Raw genomic sequence first — 22,127 nt, forward strand, 5'->3', positions numbered from 1 at the left:
CGGTACGTTCAAAAATCCTGAATGAGTGAAGAAATGGCAAAAGAACGGGCATTAACACTAGAAGCTTTAAGGGTCATGGACGCCATCGATCGCCGGGGAAGTTTTGCTGCCGCTGCAGATGAACTGGGGCGAGTCCCGTCCGCTCTGAGTTATACCATGCAGAAACTGGAGGATGAACTGGATGTGGTGCTGTTCGACCGTTCAGGCCATCGTACCAAATTCACCAATGTCGGGCGGATGCTGCTGGAGCGGGGACGAATTCTGCTGGAAGCCGCCGACAAACTAACCACGGATGCTGAAGCGCTGGCGCGAGGATGGGAAACCCACCTGACCATCGTGGTGGAAGCGCTGGTGCCGACCGAGCACTTTTTTCCGCTGTTGGACAAGCTATCGCTAAAGGCCAATACCCAGGTGTCATTATTGACCGAAGTGCTGGCCGGGGCGTGGGAACGGCTGGAGCAGGGACGGGCGGATATCGTTGTCGCGCCGGACATGCACTTTCGCTCGTCTTCAGAGATCAACACCCGCAAACTCTATTTGATGAAAAACGTGTATGTGGCCAGCCCGGACCACCCGATTCACGATGAGCCCGAACCGCTATCGGAAGTGACTCGTGTCAAATACCGGGGTATTGCTATCGCTGATACCGCTCGCGAGCGCCCGGTATTGACGGTGCAACTGCTGGATAAACAGCCGCGCCTGACCGTGAGTTCGATGGATGACAAGCGCAGGGCGTTGCTGGCCGGGTTGGGGGTGGCGACCATGCCGTATGAGCGGGTGGCGCAGGATATTGCCGAAGGCCGTCTGCGAGTGGTAAGTCCGGAAGATTCCATGGAAGCTCAAATTATCATGGCATGGCGGCGCGACAGTATGGGCGAAGCCAAGGCGTGGTTTTTACGGGAAATTCCGCGCATATTCAACGCGTTTTGATGGCGATATGAAGGCAAGACACAACAACGCCGCCGGTTGGCTGAAATCAACCGGCGGCGTTGTTGTGTCTGGAGCGTGTTGGTAAATCGTACGCGCTGTTCATCAGCGATTACGGGTAGCGCTTATCCCGGCCGTGCGGCGTATTCAGGTCCATCTCCGGCCCGACGGAGATGATGCCGTGAGGGTTGATGGTGCCGTGACTACGATAGTAGTGGTGGCGGATATGCGCCATGTCCACGGTGTCGGATACGCCGGGCAACTGATAGATCTCACGCAGATAACCATACAGGTTCGGGTAATCGCTTATCCGGCGTTTGTCGCATTTGAAATGGGTGTGATAGACCGGCTCAAAACGGATCAACGTCGTCCACAAACGAATGTCTGCTTCCGTGAGGCGATCGCCGGCCAGATAACGTTGCCGGGCGAGGATGGTTTCCAGTTTGTCCAGCGCGGCAAATACCAGCCCGACGGATTCGTCGTAAGCGGCTTGCGTTGTGGCAAAACCGGCTTTGTACACGCCATTGTTAACCTGGTGGTAAATCCACTCGTTCAGCTTGTCGATTTGCTCTCGCAGCGCCTGCGGATAGTAATCGCCGGGTGCGGCGCCGCAACCGTCGAACGCGCTGTTGAGCATACGGATGATGTCCGCGGATTCATTGCTGACGATGGTGTGCTGCTGAGTGTCCCACAGCACGGGAACGGTGACGCGTCCGCTGTAGTCGGCTTTGGCGTGCAGATAAAGCTGATAGAGAAATTCGTGCTGATAAAGCGAATCGCCGGTGGCCTGCGGAAAATCGGTGTCGAAGGTCCAGCCGTGGTCCAGCATCAGCGGGTGCACCACCGAGACATCGATGTGTTGTTCCAGACCTTTGAGTTTTCGCAGTAACAACGTGCGATGGGCCCAGGGGCAGGCCAGCGATACGTACAGATGGTAGCGACCGGCTTCTGCTTTGAAACCGCCCGTGCCCGTCGGGCCGGCTTCGCCGTCGGCGGTGACCCAGTTGCGGAAAAATGTCTGCGGCCGCTTGAAATGTCCGCCGGATGACTGGGTTTCATACCAGGTGTCGTGCCATACGCCGTCAACCAATAATCCCATAGCCGGATCCTCCAGGAATAATGACAATGGCGGTCACAGCATGCTGTCGACCGCCATCAAATGATAGTCAGGCTGTGTTGCTCAACTGATTATTCAGACTGCCATTACCATTTTTTGTTCAGCAGACGGTCGATGCTGAATGCGCCCGGACCGGTGACGAACAGCAGTACATAGCCGCCGGCGATAGACAGGTTTTTCATGAACATCAACTGGTTGGCGCCCTGAGCGAAATCAGTATGGAAGATGAATGCGGTCAGCAGCGTGAAAATCGCGGTGGCGATAGCAGCGGTGCGGGTCAGGAAGCCAAACAGAACCGCCAGACCGCCGCCCAGTTCCAACAGAATGGTCAATGGCAGCAGCGCACCCGGAACGCCCATCGCCTGCATATACTGTTGGGTTGCGGCGTAAGATGCGCCCAGTTTGCCGTAACCGGCAACGATAAACAGGATCGGCAGCAGGATACGGGCAACCATCAGCAATGCATTCTCAAAATTTTTCATCGATATTCTCCAGTAGTGTGTTTGCTGCCGGCGCAAAATCGACAAGGGCGCATCCGGCGTGGCTTGTTTAGAACGTTTGTGTAACCGATGGGAAGAATACTAGAGGCGAAAGCGGGCCGGTGCCAGCGAGTAAAATTGTTGTTTTATGTCAGAAAAATTGACCATGCCGGCGGCTGATGAACGAAAAAACCGGGAAACGGTATTTATGCCGACCCCGATGATGATAAAACGTGAAGAGGATACAGGGTGAACGAACCGTGCGGCGAAAAGATGAAAAACCGGGTTTCACCGCCGCGGCGGGCGTGGCGGTGATTGCACTACGGAGCGTATCAGTTTCAATGCGCTCCAGATGCCGGCCGCCTTGCGTACCAGGCTCATCAGCCGCCGCGGGTGGCGTATCCCCAATATGGCGACGACCGGCGGGATCACGACCAGATAGCGGCGTATCCGCGCCAATTTCTGCCAGTAGTCGTCGCAGGGGGCGGTGATTTCCAGCCAACGGTTTTTGTTCGCCGCCAGATCCAGCCGTTGTTGTTGAATCTGGCGCAGCAGTTGCTGTTTTTCGGCAGCCAGACGCTGCTGACGATTCATTTTGACTCGTCCTCCAGCAGCGAGCGATCCGTCGCCAGCTCTTTGCGGGTGTCTCGCAATAGCGTGGAACGGCGCAGGCGTTTTAGCGTCCAGAGCGCGCCGAACAACGCCAGTCCAAACAGGGCGGCCGTAATCCAGCACAATGCCGTCAGGCGCAAGGCCGGATCAATGCTCCAGATGATCAGCACAATCAGGCTCATCAGGCCAAACGCCGTGAACAACAGGGTCAGACCCACCATCAGCAACAACTGAATCAGCAGGTTTTTTTCCTGCTCCAGTTCCACCACCGCCAGCCTGAGGCGTGTTTCCGCCATACCGACCAGAATGGCGAGAATCCGCTGTACGGTGGAAACGGCGGTGCTGCCGGGGCCCTGGCGTTGCGGTTCTGTCTCCATGAGTTAACGGCGAGCCAGCAACAGACCCAGCACCACGCCGACGGCAGCGCCGATGCCAACCCCGGTCCAGGGGTTTTTATGTACGAAATCATCGGCGCACTGGGTCGCTTCGCGGGCTTGCGCCGTAATCCGTTCGCCGGTGTCATTCAGGCGTTCGCGTGATTCTTTGAGGACGGTTTCAGCCTTATCGCGCAGTTTCTCCAGTTCGGCCTTGGATTTATCGCTGGAGGAGCGTAACACCTCTTCCAGTGTGTCTCCCAGAGAACGCAGCTCTGCTCGCAACTGTTCGGTATTGGATTCTTGCGCCATGTGAACACTCCTTTATTTGATGAATCATAGTGTTAACCACTTGCAGTGTTAACTATAGTGCAGATTTTCATCTTTGCTGCAGGAACGACTACGGATAATTCTGATAACCCGCTGTAAAACTGGCGAAATCATTTCGAAAAGAAGGGAATGGCATAGCTGGCGGCGAAAAAACGGAACACGGCTCGCGTCCGCATGGGGATCAGCTTCTGATAACCGTCGAAGCGCCGTTGATGCGTTGGGCGATGACGAGGGCATGCGGCAGCGCGGTGCTCAGTATTTCTCTGGCCGCGCCGCTTTGTTCCGGCGAAGACAGCCGCACGATGATGCTGTCGTTTTCCGGGGTAATGCTCTTGATGGCGATACCCCGTTCGTTAAGCCGCTGGTAAATATAGAAGCCATCCGGCAGGGGCGCGCCCTGATGCAGCGGGGTAATGTGCAGCATCACCTCGTCCGGCAGACGCCGTGACGACATGGACAGCAGCACGACCAGCGGCAACAGCAGCAGCAACAGACGCCAGGCGGAGGGCTTTTTAAACCCGCGGTTGGTCATCAATCAATTCCTTTTTTCACGTGCCATCATGCGTTTTTTACGCCACAGCACCAGCAGCGACCCTGCCAGCCCGATAAACAGCAAAACCAGCGGCAGCATCATCAGACAGAACATCAGCTGGTCTTCGTATTTGCGGAATACCGGGGTTTTGCCCAGCGCGAAACCGAGAGAAACCAGAATGATGACCCACAAAAAACCACTCATCCAGTTGAAGAACTGGAAACGGGTGTTGTTCAGCCCGGACAGCCCGGCAATGGTCGGCAGCAAGGTTCGGATGAAGGCCAGAAAACGGCCGATCAACAGCGCCGATAACCCATGACGGTGGAACAACTGATGCGCCCGCTGGTGATAGTGTGATGGAAGATGCGACAACCATCCTTGAACGACTCGCGTATTTCCGAGCCATTTTCCCTGTAGATAACTGACCCAGCAGCCAAGACTGGCGGCGGTGGTTAACAGCGCGATGGTGAGCGGGTAATTCATGGTGCCTTTGGCGACCAGCACCCCCACCAGAATCAGCAGGCTGTCGCCCGGCAGGAACGCTGCCGGCAGCAGGCCGTTTTCCAGGAACAAAATCAAAAACAGCAGCAGGTAAATCGTCCAGACCAGTTTGGGATTGGCCAGGACGTCGAAATTCTGGTGCCAGAGAGCATACAAAAGTTCTTTAACTATATCCATCTGGTGTTCCTGTACTGCGGCGTTGGAGAAACCACGCTGAGAACCTGTGACCCGTCAGCAGCGCCGCCGTTGGCATAGTCCGATGTTCGGAACCATGAACTGGCGCGCTGATGAGCCGGGTACGCAGAGCGGTCATTGCTGTACATCGGGTGGCGTGCTCCTTCACGTGCCTGCACATATCCCCTTCATACTTCAAGTGGCTGCCCTCGATCACTCCAGTCGCTTACAGGCTCCTGGGGAGTCACTCGCTTGCCGCGTTACAAGGCTCGTAATGAGCCTTACCCTGAAGAACCAACGCGTTGCGTTGTTCAACACGCGAGCGTTTTGCCCTGCAACTCGAATTTTGGGGTACAGACTGATGTCATTATCCGTGTGTGGCCGATGGCATGTCCTGCTTAATCGCTGGTAAACGTTGCGATACGGGCAGTTGGCCGGCTTGCCGGGACATACTGGCGCTTTTCAGCGCATTTCCCCACTCGCCATGTTCCTTTCCGGTTATTTTACCTTTCAGGTCGTTCTGCCAGTAATTAAGCGTAAAAAAAGTACCCTAACTGTAACAAAAGCGGTGCGGGCGAGATAGGAAAATATCACGTTCTGAAAACGTATAACGACCTGTTTATTGGGAAAAGACTGTGATTGCCGTCATATTTTACACTTGCTGACAGAACTCGACGCTGGATGACTTTTTTGCCCCCGAATGGTGGGGGCAAAATGCAGGAAAGGTATGGAGAAATTCAGGATTTGCCGTTGGTGATGTGATCGAGATGGACGACCGGATTTTCGGCGAACATGTAGCGATCGACATTGAATTCGAAGTCATCGGTGGTGGCGCGGAACAGCATCTGCTTGGTGTTTTCCAGATGTTGCCACATTGCCAGTTTGGCGGCGTAAGGATCTTTGCGGATCAGCGCCTTAAGAATCTGATCATGCTCTTCGCACCAGCTTTCGATCGACTTGTCGTCGATATGTTCATGCAGCTTGCGCCAGTAGGGGTTGTGGATACGCTGGCTCCACATCTTTTCCACGATGGTAGCCATTGCCGAGTTCTGGGTAGCCAGCGCGACCTGTACGTGGAATTTCAGATCCCACTCCGAATCGCGGAAACGATCTTCCTGACGGGCGTTTTCCTGAATCTCCATCAGTTGGATGATGTCCTGCCGGGTGACCTGAGTGGCGGCGAACTCCGCGATATTGCTCTCTATCAATTGGCGCGCCTGCAGCAGTTCGAACGGCCCGGCGGTGAGAAAATCGGCGTCGCTGCCGTTGGCGGCCAGCAAATGGCGCTGTTGACTGGACATAACGTGAATGCCGGAGCCTTTGCGAACCTCCACGTAACCTTCTACTTCCAGCATGATGATGGCTTCGCGTACCACGGTACGGCTGACGTTCATCTCTTCGGAAATATTGCGTTCGGCCGGCAATTTGTCGCCCACCGGATAAACGCCGTTCTCAATGCGTTGTTTCAATTCTGCGGCCAACTGCTGGTAGAGCCGCCTGGATTCTGTCAGTGCCATGATGCCTGCTCTTAAGATAGAGGACGCTCCCTGAGGCAACGTGCGTCACTGCGTCTATCTCGTTATGATGATTTCGTTAATGTAGACTGATATTCAGAGTAGATTTGTTATACCACCTACAGCGGACGGCGACCAACACCCACGTCACAGTTAGCTGTTGTGATAGACCCAGAGGAAAGGATTCATCCGGTATCCCATGATACCGGATGAATGGCGTGAAGCAGAAATTTGTCTGTTAGTGTTGCTGTGCGGCTTTCAGGTCGGCGTCGTTATTTCCCTCTTCGGAAGCCGGGTGGTTTTTCAGTACCGTCCAGATAACGATCGCGCCCAGCAGGTCGAAGATAGCCAGTACGGCGAACAGCGGGCTAAAGCCGATGGTATCGGCCAATGCACCTACCACCAGGGCGAACAGGGTGCTGGCGGTCCAGGCGGCCATCCCGGTCAGACCGTTGGCGGTGGCCACTTCGTTACGGCCGAACACGTCGGAAGACAGGGTGATCAGCGCACCGGACAGGGATTGATGGGCAAAGCCGCCGACGCACAGCAGGGCGATGGCGATATACGGGCTGGTGAACAGGCCGATAGTGCCGGGGCCGATCATCAGCAGCGCGCCCAGGGTGACGACCAGTTTGCGTGAAACGATCAGGTTCACCTTGAAGTATTTCTGGAACAACATCGGCATATAACCACCAAGGATACAGCCCAGGTCGGCGAACAGCATCGGCATCCAGGCGAACATGGCGATTTCTTTCAGGTTGAAGCCATAGACTTTGAACATGAACAGCGGGATCCAGGCGTTGAAAGTCCCCCAGGCCGGCTCAGCCAGAAAACGCGGCAGCGCGATGCCCCAGAACTGACGGTTGCGCAGAATCTGCCAGGCGGACAGTTTCTTGGCGTTGCCAACCTGATGCTGGGCTTCCTGACCGTTCAGGATGTAGTCGCGCTCTTCCGCGCTGAGTTTTTTCTGATCTTTCGGATGCTTATAGAAGTACAGCCAGCCGATTGCCCACACCATGCTCAGCGCACCGGTAACCAGAAACGCCATCTGCCAGCTGTGCGCCATGATAGCCCAGACCACCAGCGGCGGAGCCAGCATACCGCCAATTGAAGAACCGACGTTGAAGTAACCGACGGCGACGGAGCGCTCTTTGGCCGGGAACCATTCGCTACTGGCTTTCAGACCGGCGGGAATCATCGCCGCTTCCGCCGCACCGACCGCGCCGCGCGCGATGGCCAGGCCGCCCCAGCTGTTGGCCAGCGCGGTGCCGGCGCAGAACAACGCCCACAGGATGGCAAATACGGCATAGCCCACTTTGGTGCCCAGCAGATCCAGCACATAACCGGCAACCGGCTGCATGATGGTGTAGCAGGCTGAATAGGCCGCAATGATATAGGAATATTGCTGGGTGCTGATATGGAGCTGTTCCTGCAGTGTTGGCGCCGCTGCGGCAATTGCGTTACGCGTCAGGTAGCCCAGAACGGTACCGATGGTCACCAGTCCGATCATGTACCAGCGCAAGCCTTTGATCTTGAACATGTTAAATATCTCTCCGAGTTTAATTACCACAGCGGAACCTGTCATCGGTCTGCCGCGATAGGTGTAGACCACGCCGAAAGTGACGGGGCGCTGCTGCGCCCCGGTCAAAGCCTGCGGGAGTTGCCGCCTGACCGGTTGCCCTGCCGCCGCACGGCTGGCGGGCTGCGACGGCGATCCCGCCGCGCGCGTTATTGTTTTCCGGCGGGGATATCAACCCCGTTGACGATATTGAGATTGAATCCCCTCATCAGGCAGCGCTACAATAATTTGTCATACCAATTTAAAAGTTGAGTGATATCACAAAACCATTATTTTGATAGGGAATAAAATAATTCGGTCCGCAACAACCGCTGTCTGGCGTGGTTGAAGCGTAAAAATGGTGTGATGGGAAGCGATTTATGCCATTTTTGCGATCATGACCTCACTAATGGTGTCGGTTATCGCAGATAATTGGTGTGATATCTTTGTAAGCGTGACCGCATTTGGTTGGCAAATGTAGTGTGAGGAAGCAAACATGCCCCAGTTTTTAAGTGAAGATTTTTTGTTGGATACTGAGTTTGCCCGTCGGCTGTACCATGAATTCGCAGCGGATCAACCCATTTTTGATTACCACTGCCATTTGCCGCCTGCGCAGATTGCCGAGAATTACCGCTTTAAAAACCTGTATGACATCTGGCTGAAGGGCGACCATTACAAATGGCGCGCCATGCGCACCAACGGCGTGCCGGAACGTTTCTGTACCGGCGATGCCAGCGACTGGGAGAAATTCGAAGCCTGGGCCGCCACCGTACCGCATACCATCGGCAACCCGCTGTATCACTGGACGCATCTGGAACTGCGCCGTCCGTTCGGCATCACCGGCACTCTGCTGTCGCCGTCTACCGCCAAAGACATCTGGAATCGCACCAACGCCCTGCTGGAGCGTGACGAGTTCAGCGCGCGCGGCATCATGCAGCAGATGAACGTGAAAATGGTCGGCACCACCGACGATCCGATCGACGATCTGGTGCACCACAAGGCGGTCGCTCAGGATAAAACCTTCTCTATCAAGGTGCTGCCAAGCTGGCGTCCTGACAAAGCGTTCAATATCGAACTGGCGACCTTTAACGATTATATGGCGAAGCTCGGTGAAGTGTCCGATACCGACATCCGCCGCTTTAGCGACCTGCAGGCCGCGCTGACCAAGCGTCTGGACCACTTCGCCGCACACGGCTGTAAAGTGTCCGACCATGCGCTGGACGTCGTGCTGTACGCCGACGCGGATGAAGCCACGCTGGATGGCATTCTGGCCCGTCGCCTGTCCGGCGCAACCCTGAGCGAACACGAAGTGGCGCAGTTCAAAACCGCGGTACTGGTGTGGCTGGGCGCCGAATACGCACGCCGCGGCTGGGTGCAGCAGTATCACATCGGCGCACTGCGCAACAACAACCTGCGCCAGTTCAATCTGCTGGGGCCGGATGTGGGCTTCGACTCCATCAACGACCGCCCGCTGGCGCAGGAGCTGTCTCGCCTGCTCAGCAAGCAGAATGAAGAAAACCTGCTGCCGAAAACCATCCTGTACTGCCTGAACCCGCGCGATAACGAAGTGCTGGGCACCATGATCGGTAACTTCCAGGGCGAAGGTATGCCGGGCAAGATGCAGTTCGGTTCCGGCTGGTGGTTCAACGACCAGAAAGACGGCATGCAGCGTCAGATGACGCAGCTGGCGCAACTGGGCCTGCTGAGCCGTTTCGTCGGCATGCTGACCGACAGCCGCAGCTTCCTGTCCTACACCCGTCATGAATACTTCCGCCGCATTCTGTGCCAGATGATCGGCCGCTGGGTGGAAGATGGCGAAGCGCCGGGCGACCTGCCGCTGCTGGGCGAGATGGTGAAAAATATCTGTTTCGATAACGCCAAAAACTATTTCGGCATCGAGTTATAACCAAAATAATTCGAGTTGCAGGAAGGCGGCAACCGAGGGAATCCCCGGGAGCTTACATCAGTAAGTGACCGGGGTGAGTAAGGGCAGCCAACATACCTGCAACTTGAAGTATGACGGGTATATAAGAAAAGGGAGGGCGGGCGCTATCGCGGGCCCGTCTGTCAATGTTGTGATTTCGGGCTGGCGCAGGGTGCTGAATCCGCCGCCCTGACGCTGTCGTGCTGACCTGACGTTGTCGTAATGATCTGACGGTTGTACCGACTGGCGTTTGTCCCGAAGTGTCGTGTTCTGAGGTAGCTTGTTAATGCAAACGCTGAATCGTCGTGATTTTCCTGGCCGTCGTCACCCTGACCGCGTCATCCAATTTGGCGAAGGCAATTTCCTTCGCGCCTTTATTGACTGGCAACTGGATCTGTTGAATGAACATACCGATCTGGATGCCGGCATTGTTGTGGTTCGTCCGATTGATACCGATTTTCCGCCCGCGCTGGATACCCAGGATGGTCTGTACACCACCATCATCCGCGGCCTGAACGAGCAGGGCGAAGCGGTGCGCGAGCCGCGCCTGATCCGCTCCGTTAACCGTGAGATCAATGTTTACCGCCAGTTTGACGAGTATCTGGCGCTGGCGCATGACGCCAATATCCGCTTTGTGTTTTCGAACACGACGGAAGCCGGCATCAGCTACCATGCTGACGATAGCCTGGCCGACACGCCGCCGGCCAGCTTCCCGGCCAAACTGACCCGCCTGCTGTTCGAACGTTTCAACCATTTTAACGGCGCCGCCGACAAAGGCTGGGTGCTGTTGCCGTGCGAACTGATCGACTACAACGGAGAAAAACTGAAAGAGCTGGTGCTGCGTTACGCGGCGCAGTGGGAACTGCCGGCGGCGTTCACCGCCTGGCTGAATGAGCACAACACCTTCTGTTCGACGCTGGTGGACCGTATCGTCACCGGTTACCCGCGTGCCGAAGTGGACGCGCTGCAGCAGGAACTGGGCTATCAGGACACCTTCCTGGATACCGCCGAGTACTTCTACCTGTTCGTGATTCAGGGGCCGCAATGGCTGGCGGAAGAACTGCGCCTGAACAAGCTGAAACTGAACGTGCGTATCGTCGACGACATCAAGCCGTACAAAGAACGCAAAGTGGCGATCCTTAACGGCGCGCATACCGCGCTGGTGCCGGTAGCGTTCCTGGCTGGCCTGGATACCGTGGGTGAATCCCTGAACGATGCGCAGATCGGCAAGTTTGTCGAAACCACCATCGCCGAGGAGATCGTACCGGTGCTGGATCTGCCGCACGACGAGCTGGTGTCGTTCGCTCAGGCAGTGCTGAGCCGTTTTAGAAACCCGTTCATTCAGCACCAGTTGCTGTCTATCGCCCTGAACGGCATGACCAAATTCCGTACCCGCATTCTGCCGCAGTTGCTGACCTACCGCGAACGCCACGGTGCGCTGCCGAAACGCCTGACTTTCGCGCTGGCGGCGCTGATCGCGTTTTATCGCGGCGAACGCAACGGCGACAGCTACCCGCTGCAGGACGATGCTCACTGGCTGGAACGCTACGAAGTGCTGTGGGGCGGCGTGCGCGCCGGCACCACGTCGCTGGCGCAGGTGGTGAACGCGGTGCTGGGCGATGCGGAGCACTGGGAACAGGATCTGACGCTGGTGCCTGGTCTGGCGGCGCTGGTCACCGAACAACTGCAGGCTATCGTTGAGCGCGGCATGCGTGACGCGGTGGCGGGTTATTGCTAATCGCATAAGGTTTTATCCATGCAGAGCATCATCAAAATTCATTCGTTGGACAATGTCGCCGTCGCCCTGCGCGATCTGGCGCAGGATGAAGCGGTGTCGGTTGGCGATATCTCCCTGACGTTGCCGCAGCCGGTGGCGCGTGGGCATAAGTTCGCCCTCAGGCCGATTGCGTCCGGCGAGATGATCGTGAAATACGGCCTGCCCATCGGCCACGCGCTGGTCGCCATCGCGCCCGGCGAGCACATCCACTCGCAAAACGCCAAAACCAACCTGAGCGATCTGGACGAGTACCAGTACCAGCCGGAGTTCATCGATCTGCCGGCGCAGGTGGCGGATCGTGAAGTGCAGGTCTACCGTCGCAAAAACGGCGACGTCGGGATCCGCAACGAACTGTGGATCCTGCCGACCGTCGGCTGCGTCAACGGCATCGCCCGCCAGATCCAGCAGCGTTTCCTCAAGGAAACCAACGATGCGGAAGGCATCGACGGCGTTTACCTGTTCACTCATCCGTTTGGTTGCTCCCAACTGGGGCAGGACCACGAAAACACCCGCACCATGTTGCAGAACATGGTGCGTCACCCGAACGCGGGGGCGGTGCTGGTCATCGGTCTGGGGTGCGAGAACAATCAGGTATCTGCGTTCCGCGATACGCTGGGCGAGTTCGACGCCGATCGCGTTAACTTCATGATCTGCCAGCAGCAGGAAGATGAAGTGGAAGCCGGTCTGGAACGTCTGCACCAGCTGTATCAGGTGATGCGCGACGATCGTCGGGTGCCGGGCAAACTCAGCGAGCTGAAGTTTGGTCTGGAGTGCGGCGGTTCGGACGGCCTGTCCGGCATTACCGCCAACCCGCTGCTGGGGCGTTTCTCGGATTACCTCATCGCCAACGGCGGTACCACCGTGTTGACCGAGGTGCCGGAAATGTTCGGCGCCGAGCGCATCCTGATGAGCCGTTGCCGCGACGAAGCCACATTCGAGAAAACCGTGCACATGGTCAATGATTTCAAACAGTATTTCATTGAACATAACCAGCCGATCTACGAAAACCCGTCGCCGGGCAACAAGGCGGGCGGCATTACCACGCTGGAGGAGAAATCCCTCGGCTGTACCCAGAAAGCGGGGCAGAGCCAGGTGGTGGACGTGCTCAAGTACGGCGAACGCCTGCATACGCCGGGGCTGAACCTGCTGAGCGCGCCGGGTAACGATGCGGTAGCCACCAGTGCGCTGGCGGGCGCCGGCTGTCATATGGTGCTGTTCAGTACCGGTCGCGGTACGCCTTACGGCGGCTTTGTGCCGACGGTGAAACTGGCGACCAACACCGAACTGGCGCAAAAGAAACCGCACTGGATCGACTTTGACGCCGGCCGTCTGATTCACGGTATGTCGATGGACGATCTGCTGTTGCAGTTTGTCGATCTGATCGTCGAGATCGCCAACGGCAAGCTGGCGAAAAACGAAATCAACGATTTCCGCGAACTGGCAATATTTAAGAGCGGCGTGACTTTATAAAACCGATCGTTATAAGCCTGTCGTTGTAAATCTAAACGACTCTACATAAAATAAAACGGCGTTTCATTATTCTGAGCGCCGTTTTTTCGTTATTACGCTTTTAAGGCAGGGATCATGACATCTTACGTGTTTGCTCAGGCAGTTGGCGTACTGGCCTTTCTGGTCGGTATCACTATGTTTTTCAACCGCAGTGAAAAGAAATTTAAAATCCAGCTCTCCGCCTACAGCGCGGTTATCGCGTGTCACTTCTTCCTGATGGGAGCGAACGCGGCCGGCATGAGCGCCATGCTGAACTCGGGTCGTACCCTGATCACCCTGAAAACCAACAATATCGCGGTGATGTTCGTGTTTATTACCCTGACGCTGGCGCTGGGTCTGCCGGGCGTGAAACACCCGATGGAATTGTTGCCGATCATCGGCACCGTGTGCAGCACCTGGGCGCTATTCCGGGCTCATGGATTGGCGATGCGCGGCATTATCTGGTGTTCAACCTCATTGTGGGTGATACACAACATCTGGCTGGGGTCGATCGGCGGGTCGCTGATTGAAGCCAGTTTTCTGGTGATGAACGGATACAACATCGTTCGTTTCTGGCGTATGCAGCGTAACGGCATCGACCCGTTCAAGATGGATGAGCATTCGTCTACCAAGAGCGCCTGAAAAAAGCCCCGCGGCTGCGAGGCTTGCGTTAACAGACGATGCCATCAGCGCCCGGCGCGGCGATTCACCCAGATGTTGATCAGGATGGTTGTCAGCAGGATCGCGGCCACCACGCTGAGCGAAATGGCGACCGGAATGTGAAACAGATCGATCAGCATCATCTTGACGCCGATAAAGATTAGGATCACCGCCAGCCCATATTTCAGCATCGAGAACTTCTGCGCCACCCCGGCCAGCAGGAAGTACATGGCGCGTAGCCCCAGAATGGCGAACAGGTTTGACGTCAGCACGATGAACGGGTCGGTGGTGACGGCGAAAATGGCCGGGATGCTGTCTACCGCGAAGATCACGTCGCTGATTTCCACCATCACCAGCACCAGAAACAGCGGCGTGGCGTACCACAGGCCGTTCTGGCGGATAAAGAAATGCTCGCCTTGCAGGTCGTCGGTCATCCGCAGGTGGCTGCGCAGCCAGCGGACCACCGGTTTATCGCCGATGGCGGTGTCGTCCGCTTTCGCCAGCGCCATTTTGAGGCCGGTGAGCAACAGGAACGCGCCAAACAGATACAGCAGCCACTGGAACTGGGAGACCAGCCAACTGCCGGCGAACACCATGATGGTACGCAGTACGATCGCTCCCAGCACGCCGTACACCAGCACCCGGCGCTGGTACTGGGCGGGGATGGCAAAATAACTGAACAGCATCAGCCAGACGAACACGTTGTCGACGGCCAGCGCTTTTTCGATCAGATAACCGGTAAAGAACGCCAGCGCCTGAGCATCCGCCACCTCACGGCCCATCGTGCCGGTGAGATACCACCAGAAACCGGCGTTGAACAGTATCGAGAGCGTGACCCACACCAGCGACCAGGCGGCGGCCTGTTTGAAGGTCATTACCGTGGAGTCTTTCTTGCCCTGATAAAACAGGTCGATGGCGAGCATGACCACCACAATGATTGCGAAGCTGCCCCACAACAGGGGGGTACCTATAGTTACCATAACAGTATCCCTTAGAGCCTATCCCATCCGGGTTATTGCATCGGCTCTGTCGTCAGAAAACAAAACGGCCTGTGTCAGAAGGCACAGGCCGTTTGCTATTAAGCTGCAAATAGACCTCGCCTTCTGGCAAGGTCTCACTTACAACTTAATGCGGAATAGTCATTAAGGTTGCCTGGTAACCGAGTGCTATTGCACTGTAATGACGATTGACCAGCGAAAAGTTACTCCCCTTTGCAACACCAAAGATAGGATAGTTCCTGTACAGGGTCAAACAATTCCGCTGGCCTTGTCGCCGGCGGTTTATCCCGCGAAGGCGTCGCTGCAAATGGCATCTACGCCAGCGGATGAATAGGTCGTCGGCGTGACGAACTCTCGGAGATTCGACAGGAAAACCATTTACTGCGACGCCGTTTTAAGGGATAAACAGCGCCAGATTTTGTATTGCAGGAGAGGCCATGAGCCAACTTGATCTGGAAACACATAGCCTGACGCTGGTCCGTTACCCGCAGTCCGATCGCGAGTCACCGTTGCAGGCGTGGGAAGCGGCGGATGAATATCTGCTGCGGGAGTTGGCCGCGATGCCGATCGGGCCCGGCCCCCGGCTGATTTTCAATGACGCGTTCGGGGCGCTGGCCTGCGGTTTGCAGGCACAGGCGCCCTGTTGCATCAGCGACTCGTACCTGAGCCAACTGGCGACCCGGCATAATCTGTCGCTTAACGGGTATGCGCCGGAATCGGTCACCCTGCTGGACAGCCTGGCGCCGCTGCCGGACGCGCCGGCGCTGGCGGTGCTGAAAATACCGAAAACGCTGGCGTTGCTGGAGCATCAGCTACGGCAACTGCGTGAAGTGGCGACGCCGCAGACCGTGGTCATCGCCGGCGCCAAAGCACGGGATATCCATACTTCGACGCTGCAACTGTTCGAGCAGATTCTGGGGCCGACCCGCACCTCGCTGGCCTGGAAAAAGGCCCGGCTGATTCACTGCCAGCCGGAGCCGCGTACTGTTGATGAACAACCGCGTACTGTTGATGAACAACCGGTGATGACGGTCTGGCCGCTGGACGGCACGGATGATCCTACCCACAACTATCACATCCACAACTACGCCAATGTGTTTGCCCGCGGTGGGCTGGATATCGGCGCTCGTTTTTTCATGCAGCATTTACCGCAGCAACTGGACGGCAAGATTGTCGATCTGGGCTGCGGCAACGGCGTCATCGGCCTGACCGCGCTGGCGCTGAACCCGCAGGCCTATGTCAGCTTTTTCGACGAGTCCTATATGGCGGTGGCCTCCAGCCGGCGCAATGTGGAATACAACCGGCCGCAGGATATGGCGCGCAGCAGTTTTGTGGTGAACCATGCGCTGGCGGGCGTCGGGCAGGACAGCTTGCAGGCGGTACTGTGCAATCCGCCGTTCCATCAGCAACAGGCGATTACCGATGATATCGCCTGGCAGATGTTCCTCGATGCGCGCCGCTGTCTGGCAGTAGGCGGAGAGTTGCGGATCGTTGGCAACCGCCATCTGGACTACTTCCACAAGCTGAAGCGGTTGTTCGGTAATTGCGAAAACGTCGCCAGCAATGCGAAGTTCGTGGTGCTGCGAGCGGTGAAAACCCGCAGTCGCTAAGCGGCGTAGTCCCGCATGGCATTTGTTGTCGCGCGGGACTGTCATTATAATCCGCAGGTTACGTTAGCGAAGGAACCCCTATGTGTATCGAAGAGTTGGAAGCGCGATTGGACAGCGCGCTGCAGGCGCTGGAGGCCAGCGTCAGCCGACAGCAACAGATCTGGCAGCGCGATTATCAGCATCTCCATTTGCAACTGGCGCAGGCTCGCCAGCGCGAAGCGGATTTGTGCGCAAGAATCAATGAGCTGGTTACCCGGGTCAACATGATGGATGAATCCCCCGAGCGCAATCCGTTGTTGCAAAAAATCAACCTGATCCGCGCCCACCTTGATGCGTTAGCCAACGAAGCCGCTGCGTTTTATCGTTCTCTGCCCTGACGAACGGTCAGGGCCGAACTGTTTTATTTTCGGTATTATCATTTGGGTTAATTATATTTGTTTTTTATTTTCCCTGTCGGCATTGATATTTTATTTATAATTTAATTATCTTCCTTTTCATTCGTCTTTTTTCTGTTTGCTTTGTTTAAAGAAATTATATTGTCCGTTGTGTGGATGATGGGCCAATACCAAAATAATGAGAGCCATAAATTCCTATTGTAGGGTGAATATGTCTGAAGTATCAGGCGAGAAAAAAAGAGAATTCCTCTCTTTTTATTCATTCATCTATACCCTAAATAATTCGAGTTACAGCAAGGCGGCAACCGCGCGAATCTCCAGGCGCTTACATAAGTAAATGACTGGAGTGAGTGACAAATTGGCGTAAGCCGATTTGAACGCTGCTGGCAGCGGCCCCGAAGGGGCGAGGCCTATGAAATAGGCTGAGTAACGCAGCCAATGCACCTGCAACTTGAAGTATGGCAGGGATATTTCTACAGGAGCATTATTATGGCCTATCCAACTACAGGCACATCCGGTATGGTCGGTTTTGCAAAATCGGGCAGCACCACCGGCGGCACAGGCGGTACCGTGGTTTCGATTACCAGCCTGAGCGACCTGAAAACCCATGTGGCGGGAACGGATGCGAAAATTCTGGTGATTAACGCCAATATCAGCGCCAGTTCATTAACCAAGGTAACGCTGGGTGCGAATAAATCGATTATTGGTTCTTACAGCAGTAATACGCTGACTAATATTCATTTTCGCAGTACGTCGAGTTCGAAGAATATTATTTTTCAAAACCTGACGTTTAAGCACACCAGCACCATCAACGGTAATGATGATATTCAAATTTACCTCACGCACGGCAATAAATACTGGCTGGATCATCTCACTTTCCCCGGCCACGATTATACGCTGACCGACGGCGGACTGGATAAACTGATTTATATCGGAGAAAAAGCCGATTACATCACCATCAGCAATTGCCTGTTCAAAAACCATGAGTACGGATTGATCTTCGGTTATCCGCAGGACGGCAGCAGCAATGGTTCCACCTACGATGGTTATCCGCACCTGACTATTTGCCACTGCTATTTCAGCAATATCTACGTGCGTGCGCCGGGGCTGATGCGTTATGGCTATTACCACGCCTATAACAACTTCATCGACAAATACCAACTGGGGTTCACGCTGGCGCAGAATGCCAAGATTGTGTCCGAATATAACTATTTCGGCACCACCACCAGCAGTAACAAAGGGATGCTGGACGACAAAGGGACCGGGACATTTACCGATACCGGCAGCACGCCGTCCATTACCAACCAGACCTCGTCGGCCAGCAAGTGGACGCCGTCTTCCAATTACAGCTACAAGCTGAATACGGTTTCTGAAGCCAAAACCTTTACCCAGAAATACGCCGGGGTACAAAGCAGCAGCCTGACTTTCGGTGGATAAGCAATCCAAACGGGCTGGCGACAGCCCGTTTTTACTCATTACCTGATAGCGCAATGCCGGGTAGCGCAACACCTGATTGCTCAACCCTTGAACACGCCTGGCCTTAACGCTAAGGTAAGCGCCTCTCGGTCACCCAGGTTCAACCATGATTACCCTCGCGCTCATCGACGATCACCTTATTGTCCGTTCCGGTTTTGCCCAACTGCTGGGGCTTGAGCCCGATATGCAGGTGGTGGGGGAATTCGGCTCCGGGTGCGAGGCGCTCGCCGGGTTGCCGGGGCGGGGCGCGCAGGTTTGTATTTGCGATATTTCGATGCCGGAGCTCTCCGGGCTTGAACTGCTCAGCCAACTGCCGAAAGGCATGGCGGTGATTATGCTATCGGTGCACGACAGCCCGGCGTTGATCGAACAGGCGCTGAACGCCGGGGCACGCGGTTTTCTCTCTAAACGCTGTAGCCCGGATGAACTGATCGCGGCGGTGCGCACCGTCGCGGGCGGCGGCTGTTACCTGACGCCGGACATCGCCCTGAAACTGGCGTCGAACCGACGAGATCCGTTGACGCGTCGTGAGCGTCAGGTGGCGGAAAAGCTGGCGCAGGGGATGGCGGTGAAAACCATTGCCGCCGAACTGGGGTTGTCGCCGAAAACGGTGCACGTTCACCGGGCCAACCTGATGGAAAAACTGGGCGTCAGCAACGACGTGGAGTTGGCCCGCCGCATGTTTGATGGTTGGTGATGCGCCCGATTGCTACCTGGCTTATCGCCGCCTTCGCCAGCTGTTTTATCTTCTCCGCCGCGTGGTTTTGCCTGTGGAGCATCAGCCTGCATCTGGTGACGCGCCCGGATTTGGCCGCGCTGCTGTTTCCTTTCGGCCTGCGGCTGGGGCTGATGCTGCAATCGCCGCGCCGTTTCTGGCCGGTGCTGCTGGGCAGCGAGTGGTTGCTTTTGGTCTGGCTGGCGAAGGAAGTAGCGCTGGCGCATTTGCCGCTGCTGCTGACGGGCAGCGTACTGGCGCTGCTGCCGGTGATGCTGGCATCGCGGCGGGCACGTCAGGATGACTGGCACACGCTGCTGTGGCAGGGCGGCGCGCTGATTGCGGCGGCGCTGCTGCAATCCCTGCCGTGGCTCGGCCGCGGCGAGGATGCGCTCACGGTGTTGCTGCTGACCCTGACCGGCGGACTGACGCTTTCGCCCACCTGTTTGCTTATCTGGCACTACCTGTCCAGTTCTACCTGGCTGCCGCTTGGGCCGTCGCTGGTTTCCCAGCCGGTGAACTGGCGCGGGCGCCATCTGCTCTGGTATCTGCTGCTGTTTGTCGTGAGCCTGTGGCTGCAACTGGGGCTGCCGGCGGAACTGTCGCGTTTTACCCCGTTCTGTCTGGCGTTGCCGATCATTGCGCTCGCCTGGCACTATGGCTGGCAAGGCGCGCTGATCGCCACGCTGATGAACGCCATTGCGCTCATCGCCAGCCAGACCTGGCATGAACATCCGGTGGATTTGCTGCTGTCGCTGCTGGCTCAGAGCCTGACCGGGCTGCTGCTCGGCGCGGGCATCCAGCGCCTGCGCGAGCTTAACCTGTCGCTGCAAAATCAGCTGGCGCGCAATCGCCGTCTGGCGGAACGCTTGCTGGCGACGGAAGAATACGTGCGGCGCGACGTCGCGCGGGAGCTGCATGACGACATCGGCCAGACCATCACCGCGATTCGCACGCAGGCGGGCATTCTGCAACGGCTGGCGCCGGAGAACCGCAACGTGCGGCAGAGCGGCGCGCTTATCGAGCAGTTATCGCTCGGGGTGTATGATTCGGTGCGCCGGTTGATGGGCCGCCTGCGCCCGCGCCAATTGGACGATCTCACCCTGGAGCAGGCGGTGCGCTCTCTGATGCGCGAGATGGAGCTGGAAGCGAATGGCATCGTCAGCCATCTCGCCTGGCACATTGACGAAGCGTCGCTCGGCGAAGGGCTGCGGGTAACGCTGTTTCGCGTTTGTCAGGAAGGGCTGAACAATATTGTGAAACACGCCAACGCCAGCGCGGTGACGTTGCAGGTCTGGCAGCAGGGCGAGCGGCTGACGCTGGTGATCGAGGACGACGGCGGCGGGCTGCCGCCGGGTTCCGGCGCGGAAGGCTTTGGCCTGCTCGGGATGCGCGAGCGCGTTACGGCGTTGGGCGGCACCTTGCAGCTTTCCTGTACTCATGGCACCCGTTTAACCGTCATCCTGCCGCTGCCAGCCAGCGAGGAGTCTTGATGTCCGGCTTCCTGAACATTCGTTTCCTGAATACGCGTTTCCTGAACACTCGTTTCCTTAAAATTCCCGCCGGCGCGCCGCCGCTGGCCGACCGTCAGGCCATTGACGAAGCCTACCGTTACTGGCGTCGGCATATCCTGATGACGCTATATCTGGGCTATGCGCTGTTTTACTTCACCCGTAAAAGTTTTAACGCCGCGGTGCCGGAAATCCTCGCCAGCGGGCTGATGGCGCGTACCGATATCGGGATGCTGGCGACGCTGTTTTACGTGACCTACGGGGCGTCGAAATTCCTCTCCGGCATCGTGAGCGACCGTTCCAACGCCCGCTACTTTATGGGGATCGGCCTGCTGGCGACCGGCGTGGTGAATATTCTGTTTGGCTTTTCCTCGTCGCTGTGGGCCTTCGCCGCGTTGTGGATGGCGAACGCCTTTTTTCAGGGCTGGGGCGCGCCGGTGTGCGCCAGGCTGCTCACCAGCTGGTATTCGCGCACCGAGCGCGGCGGCTGGTGGGCGCTGTGGAATACCGCGCATAACGTGGGCGGCGCGCTGATCCCGATGGTGGTGGGAGCGGCGGCGCTGCATTACGGCTGGCGCGCCGGGATGATGATTGCCGGTTCGCTGGCGATCGTCGCCGGGCTGTTTTTATGCTGGCGGCTGCGCGACAAGCCGCAGACCCTCGGCCTGCCGAGCGTGGGCGAGTGGCGTCAGGATGCGCTGGAGATCGCCCAGCAGCAGGAGGGCGCCGGGCTGTCGCGTCGGGAAATCCTGCATAAATACGTGTTCACCAACCCGTATATCTGGCTGCTGGCCTGTTGTTATGTGCTGGTGTACGTAGTGCGCGCCGCCATTAACGACTGGGGCAATCTCTACATGTCGGAAACGCTGGGGGTCGATCTGGTGACCGCCAACTCGGCGGTGACCATGTTCGAACTGGGCGGGTTTATCGGCGCGCTGGTGGCCGGCTGGGGATCGGACAAGCTGTTTAACGGCAACCGCGGCCCGATGAACCTGATCTTCGCCGCCGGCATTTTGCTGTCCGTCGGTTCGCTGTGGTTGATGCCGTTCGCCAGCTATGTGATGCAGGCCGCCTGCTTCTTCACCACCGGTTTCTTCGTCTTCGGCCCGCAGATGCTGATTGGCATGGCGGCCGCCGAATGTTCCCACAAAGACGCCGCCGGCGCCGCCACTGGATTTGTGGGGCTGTTCGCCTATCTTGGCGCGTCGCTGTCCGGCTGGCCGCTGGCGCGCATCATGGATGTGTGGCACTGGAGCGGCTTTTTCGCGGTGATTGCCGTGGCGGCCGGCATTTCGGCGCTGCTGCTGTTGCCTTTCCTGCGCGCCTCATCGCCGCGCGCCGCGGCTGACATAGCGTGATTCGCTTCACCCTTTTGCGCTGAATCGGCGAAAACCGGGAAAATTTCCTAGTTGAAGCAGGACGTTCCCTCAGGCCCGCATTCGCGGGCTTTTTTAC

General features: G+C 57.0%; 21 protein-coding genes. 11 read left to right on the plus strand and 10 right to left on the minus strand.

Translation table 11 applies throughout. The annotated features are described in order from the left end of the window. Nucleotides 1-33: 33 nt before the first annotated feature. A complete protein-coding gene (locus DXX3274_RS03425) occupies nt 34-930 on the plus strand; it encodes a LysR family transcriptional regulator (protein ID WP_038917767.1) in 897 nt (298 codons plus the stop codon). A gap of 109 nt (nt 931-1,039) precedes the next feature. On the opposite strand, the gene DXX3274_RS03430 is transcribed toward DXX3274_RS03425, so the two are convergent. The 9 genes from DXX3274_RS03430 to DXX3274_RS03470 all read right to left on the minus strand — a co-directional run bounded on the left by DXX3274_RS03430 (nt 1,040) and on the right by DXX3274_RS03470 (nt 8,100). Then, nucleotides 1,040-2,026: a glutathione S-transferase family protein gene (locus DXX3274_RS03430; RefSeq protein WP_042858582.1), complete on the minus strand. Its 987-nt coding sequence runs from the start codon at nt 2,024-2,026 to the stop codon at nt 1,040-1,042. Nucleotides 2,027-2,130: 104 nt separating this feature from the next. Next, a complete protein-coding gene (locus tag DXX3274_RS03435) occupies nt 2,131-2,526 on the minus strand; it encodes a DoxX family protein (protein ID WP_038662558.1) in 396 nt (131 codons plus the stop codon). 285 nt (nt 2,527-2,811) lie between these two features. Beyond that, complete coding sequence (locus DXX3274_RS03440; protein WP_038662555.1) at nt 2,812-3,117, minus strand: YqjK-like family protein; 306 nt, start codon at nt 3,115-3,117, stop codon at nt 2,812-2,814. After that, nucleotides 3,114-3,512, minus strand: a complete 399-nt coding sequence (locus tag DXX3274_RS03445; RefSeq protein WP_038662552.1) for a phage holin family protein — start codon at nt 3,510-3,512, stop codon at nt 3,114-3,116. The genes DXX3274_RS03440 and DXX3274_RS03445 overlap by 4 nt, the downstream gene beginning before the upstream one ends. Before the next feature lie 3 nt (nt 3,513-3,515). Next, nucleotides 3,516-3,821, minus strand: a complete 306-nt coding sequence (locus DXX3274_RS03450) for a YqjD family protein (protein WP_038921642.1) — start codon at nt 3,819-3,821, stop codon at nt 3,516-3,518. 199 nt (nt 3,822-4,020) lie between these two features. After that, a complete protein-coding gene (gene mzrA / locus DXX3274_RS03455; RefSeq protein ID WP_042858585.1) occupies nt 4,021-4,371 on the minus strand; it encodes an EnvZ/OmpR regulon moderator MzrA in 351 nt (116 codons plus the stop codon). Nucleotides 4,372-4,374: 3 nt separating this feature from the next. Then, complete coding sequence (locus DXX3274_RS03460) at nt 4,375-5,049, minus strand: DedA family protein (protein WP_042858587.1); 675 nt, start codon at nt 5,047-5,049, stop codon at nt 4,375-4,377. A 734-nt stretch (nt 5,050-5,783) separates the two neighbouring features. Continuing rightward, nucleotides 5,784-6,563 carry a transcriptional regulator ExuR gene (gene exuR, locus DXX3274_RS03465; protein ID WP_022632078.1) on the minus strand — a complete coding sequence of 260 codons (780 nt, stop codon included), beginning with the start codon at nt 6,561-6,563 and terminating at the stop codon, nt 5,784-5,786. 235 nt (nt 6,564-6,798) lie between these two features. Continuing rightward, nucleotides 6,799-8,100, minus strand: a complete 1,302-nt coding sequence (locus tag DXX3274_RS03470) for an MFS transporter (protein ID WP_042861854.1) — start codon at nt 8,098-8,100, stop codon at nt 6,799-6,801. 514 nt (nt 8,101-8,614) lie between these two features. Here DXX3274_RS03470 and uxaC point away from each other — a divergent pair. From uxaC to DXX3274_RS03490, 4 genes are all read left to right on the plus strand, one after another. Next, a complete protein-coding gene (uxaC, locus tag DXX3274_RS03475) occupies nt 8,615-10,024 on the plus strand; it encodes a glucuronate isomerase (RefSeq protein ID WP_038917774.1) in 1,410 nt (469 codons plus the stop codon). Nucleotides 10,025-10,328: 304 nt separating this feature from the next. After that, nucleotides 10,329-11,780, plus strand: a complete 1,452-nt coding sequence (locus DXX3274_RS03480) for a tagaturonate reductase (protein WP_042858589.1) — start codon at nt 10,329-10,331, stop codon at nt 11,778-11,780. Between the two features lie 18 nt (nt 11,781-11,798). After that, on the plus strand, nt 11,799-13,289 hold the full coding sequence (locus DXX3274_RS03485) for a UxaA family hydrolase (protein WP_042858591.1): 1,491 nt from the start codon (nt 11,799-11,801) through the stop codon (nt 13,287-13,289). A gap of 114 nt (nt 13,290-13,403) precedes the next feature. Continuing rightward, nucleotides 13,404-13,949, plus strand: a complete 546-nt coding sequence (locus DXX3274_RS03490; RefSeq protein WP_038662528.1) for a YgjV family protein — start codon at nt 13,404-13,406, stop codon at nt 13,947-13,949. A gap of 44 nt (nt 13,950-13,993) precedes the next feature. Here DXX3274_RS03490 and DXX3274_RS03495 read toward each other — a convergent pair whose 3' ends face one another. After that, nucleotides 13,994-14,947: a TerC family protein gene (locus DXX3274_RS03495; protein WP_042858593.1), complete on the minus strand. Its 954-nt coding sequence runs from the start codon at nt 14,945-14,947 to the stop codon at nt 13,994-13,996. Between the two features lie 455 nt (nt 14,948-15,402). Between DXX3274_RS03495 and rlmG the strand changes: the two genes are divergently transcribed. The 6 genes from rlmG (at nt 15,403) to DXX3274_RS03525 (ending at nt 22,030) form a co-directional block, all read left to right on the plus strand. After that, nucleotides 15,403-16,575, plus strand: coding sequence for a 23S rRNA (guanine(1835)-N(2))-methyltransferase RlmG (gene rlmG, locus DXX3274_RS03500; RefSeq protein ID WP_042858595.1), 1,173 nt, complete (start codon nt 15,403-15,405; stop codon nt 16,573-16,575). Between the two features lie 80 nt (nt 16,576-16,655). Further along, a complete protein-coding gene (locus tag DXX3274_RS03505) occupies nt 16,656-16,952 on the plus strand; it encodes an MbeD/MobD family mobilization/exclusion protein (RefSeq protein ID WP_038917780.1) in 297 nt (98 codons plus the stop codon). 507 nt (nt 16,953-17,459) lie between these two features. Continuing rightward, nucleotides 17,460-18,407, plus strand: a complete 948-nt coding sequence (locus DXX3274_RS03510) for a pectate lyase (protein WP_042858597.1) — start codon at nt 17,460-17,462, stop codon at nt 18,405-18,407. A gap of 145 nt (nt 18,408-18,552) precedes the next feature. Next, entirely contained in the window at nt 18,553-19,143 is a 591-nt protein-coding gene (uhpA, locus tag DXX3274_RS03515) for a transcriptional regulator UhpA (protein ID WP_042858598.1), read from the plus strand. Next, on the plus strand, nt 19,143-20,654 hold the full coding sequence (uhpB, locus tag DXX3274_RS03520) for a signal transduction histidine-protein kinase/phosphatase UhpB (RefSeq protein WP_038917785.1): 1,512 nt from the start codon (nt 19,143-19,145) through the stop codon (nt 20,652-20,654). The genes uhpA and uhpB overlap by 1 nt, the downstream gene beginning before the upstream one ends. Next, a complete protein-coding gene (locus DXX3274_RS03525; protein ID WP_050569801.1) occupies nt 20,654-22,030 on the plus strand; it encodes an MFS transporter in 1,377 nt (458 codons plus the stop codon). The genes uhpB and DXX3274_RS03525 overlap by 1 nt, the downstream gene beginning before the upstream one ends. The last annotated feature ends 97 nt before the right edge of the window (nt 22,031-22,127 follow it).

The organism is Dickeya sp. NCPPB 3274, from assembly GCF_000406205.1.
Taxonomy (GTDB): domain Bacteria; phylum Pseudomonadota; class Gammaproteobacteria; order Enterobacterales; family Enterobacteriaceae; genus Dickeya; species Dickeya fangzhongdai.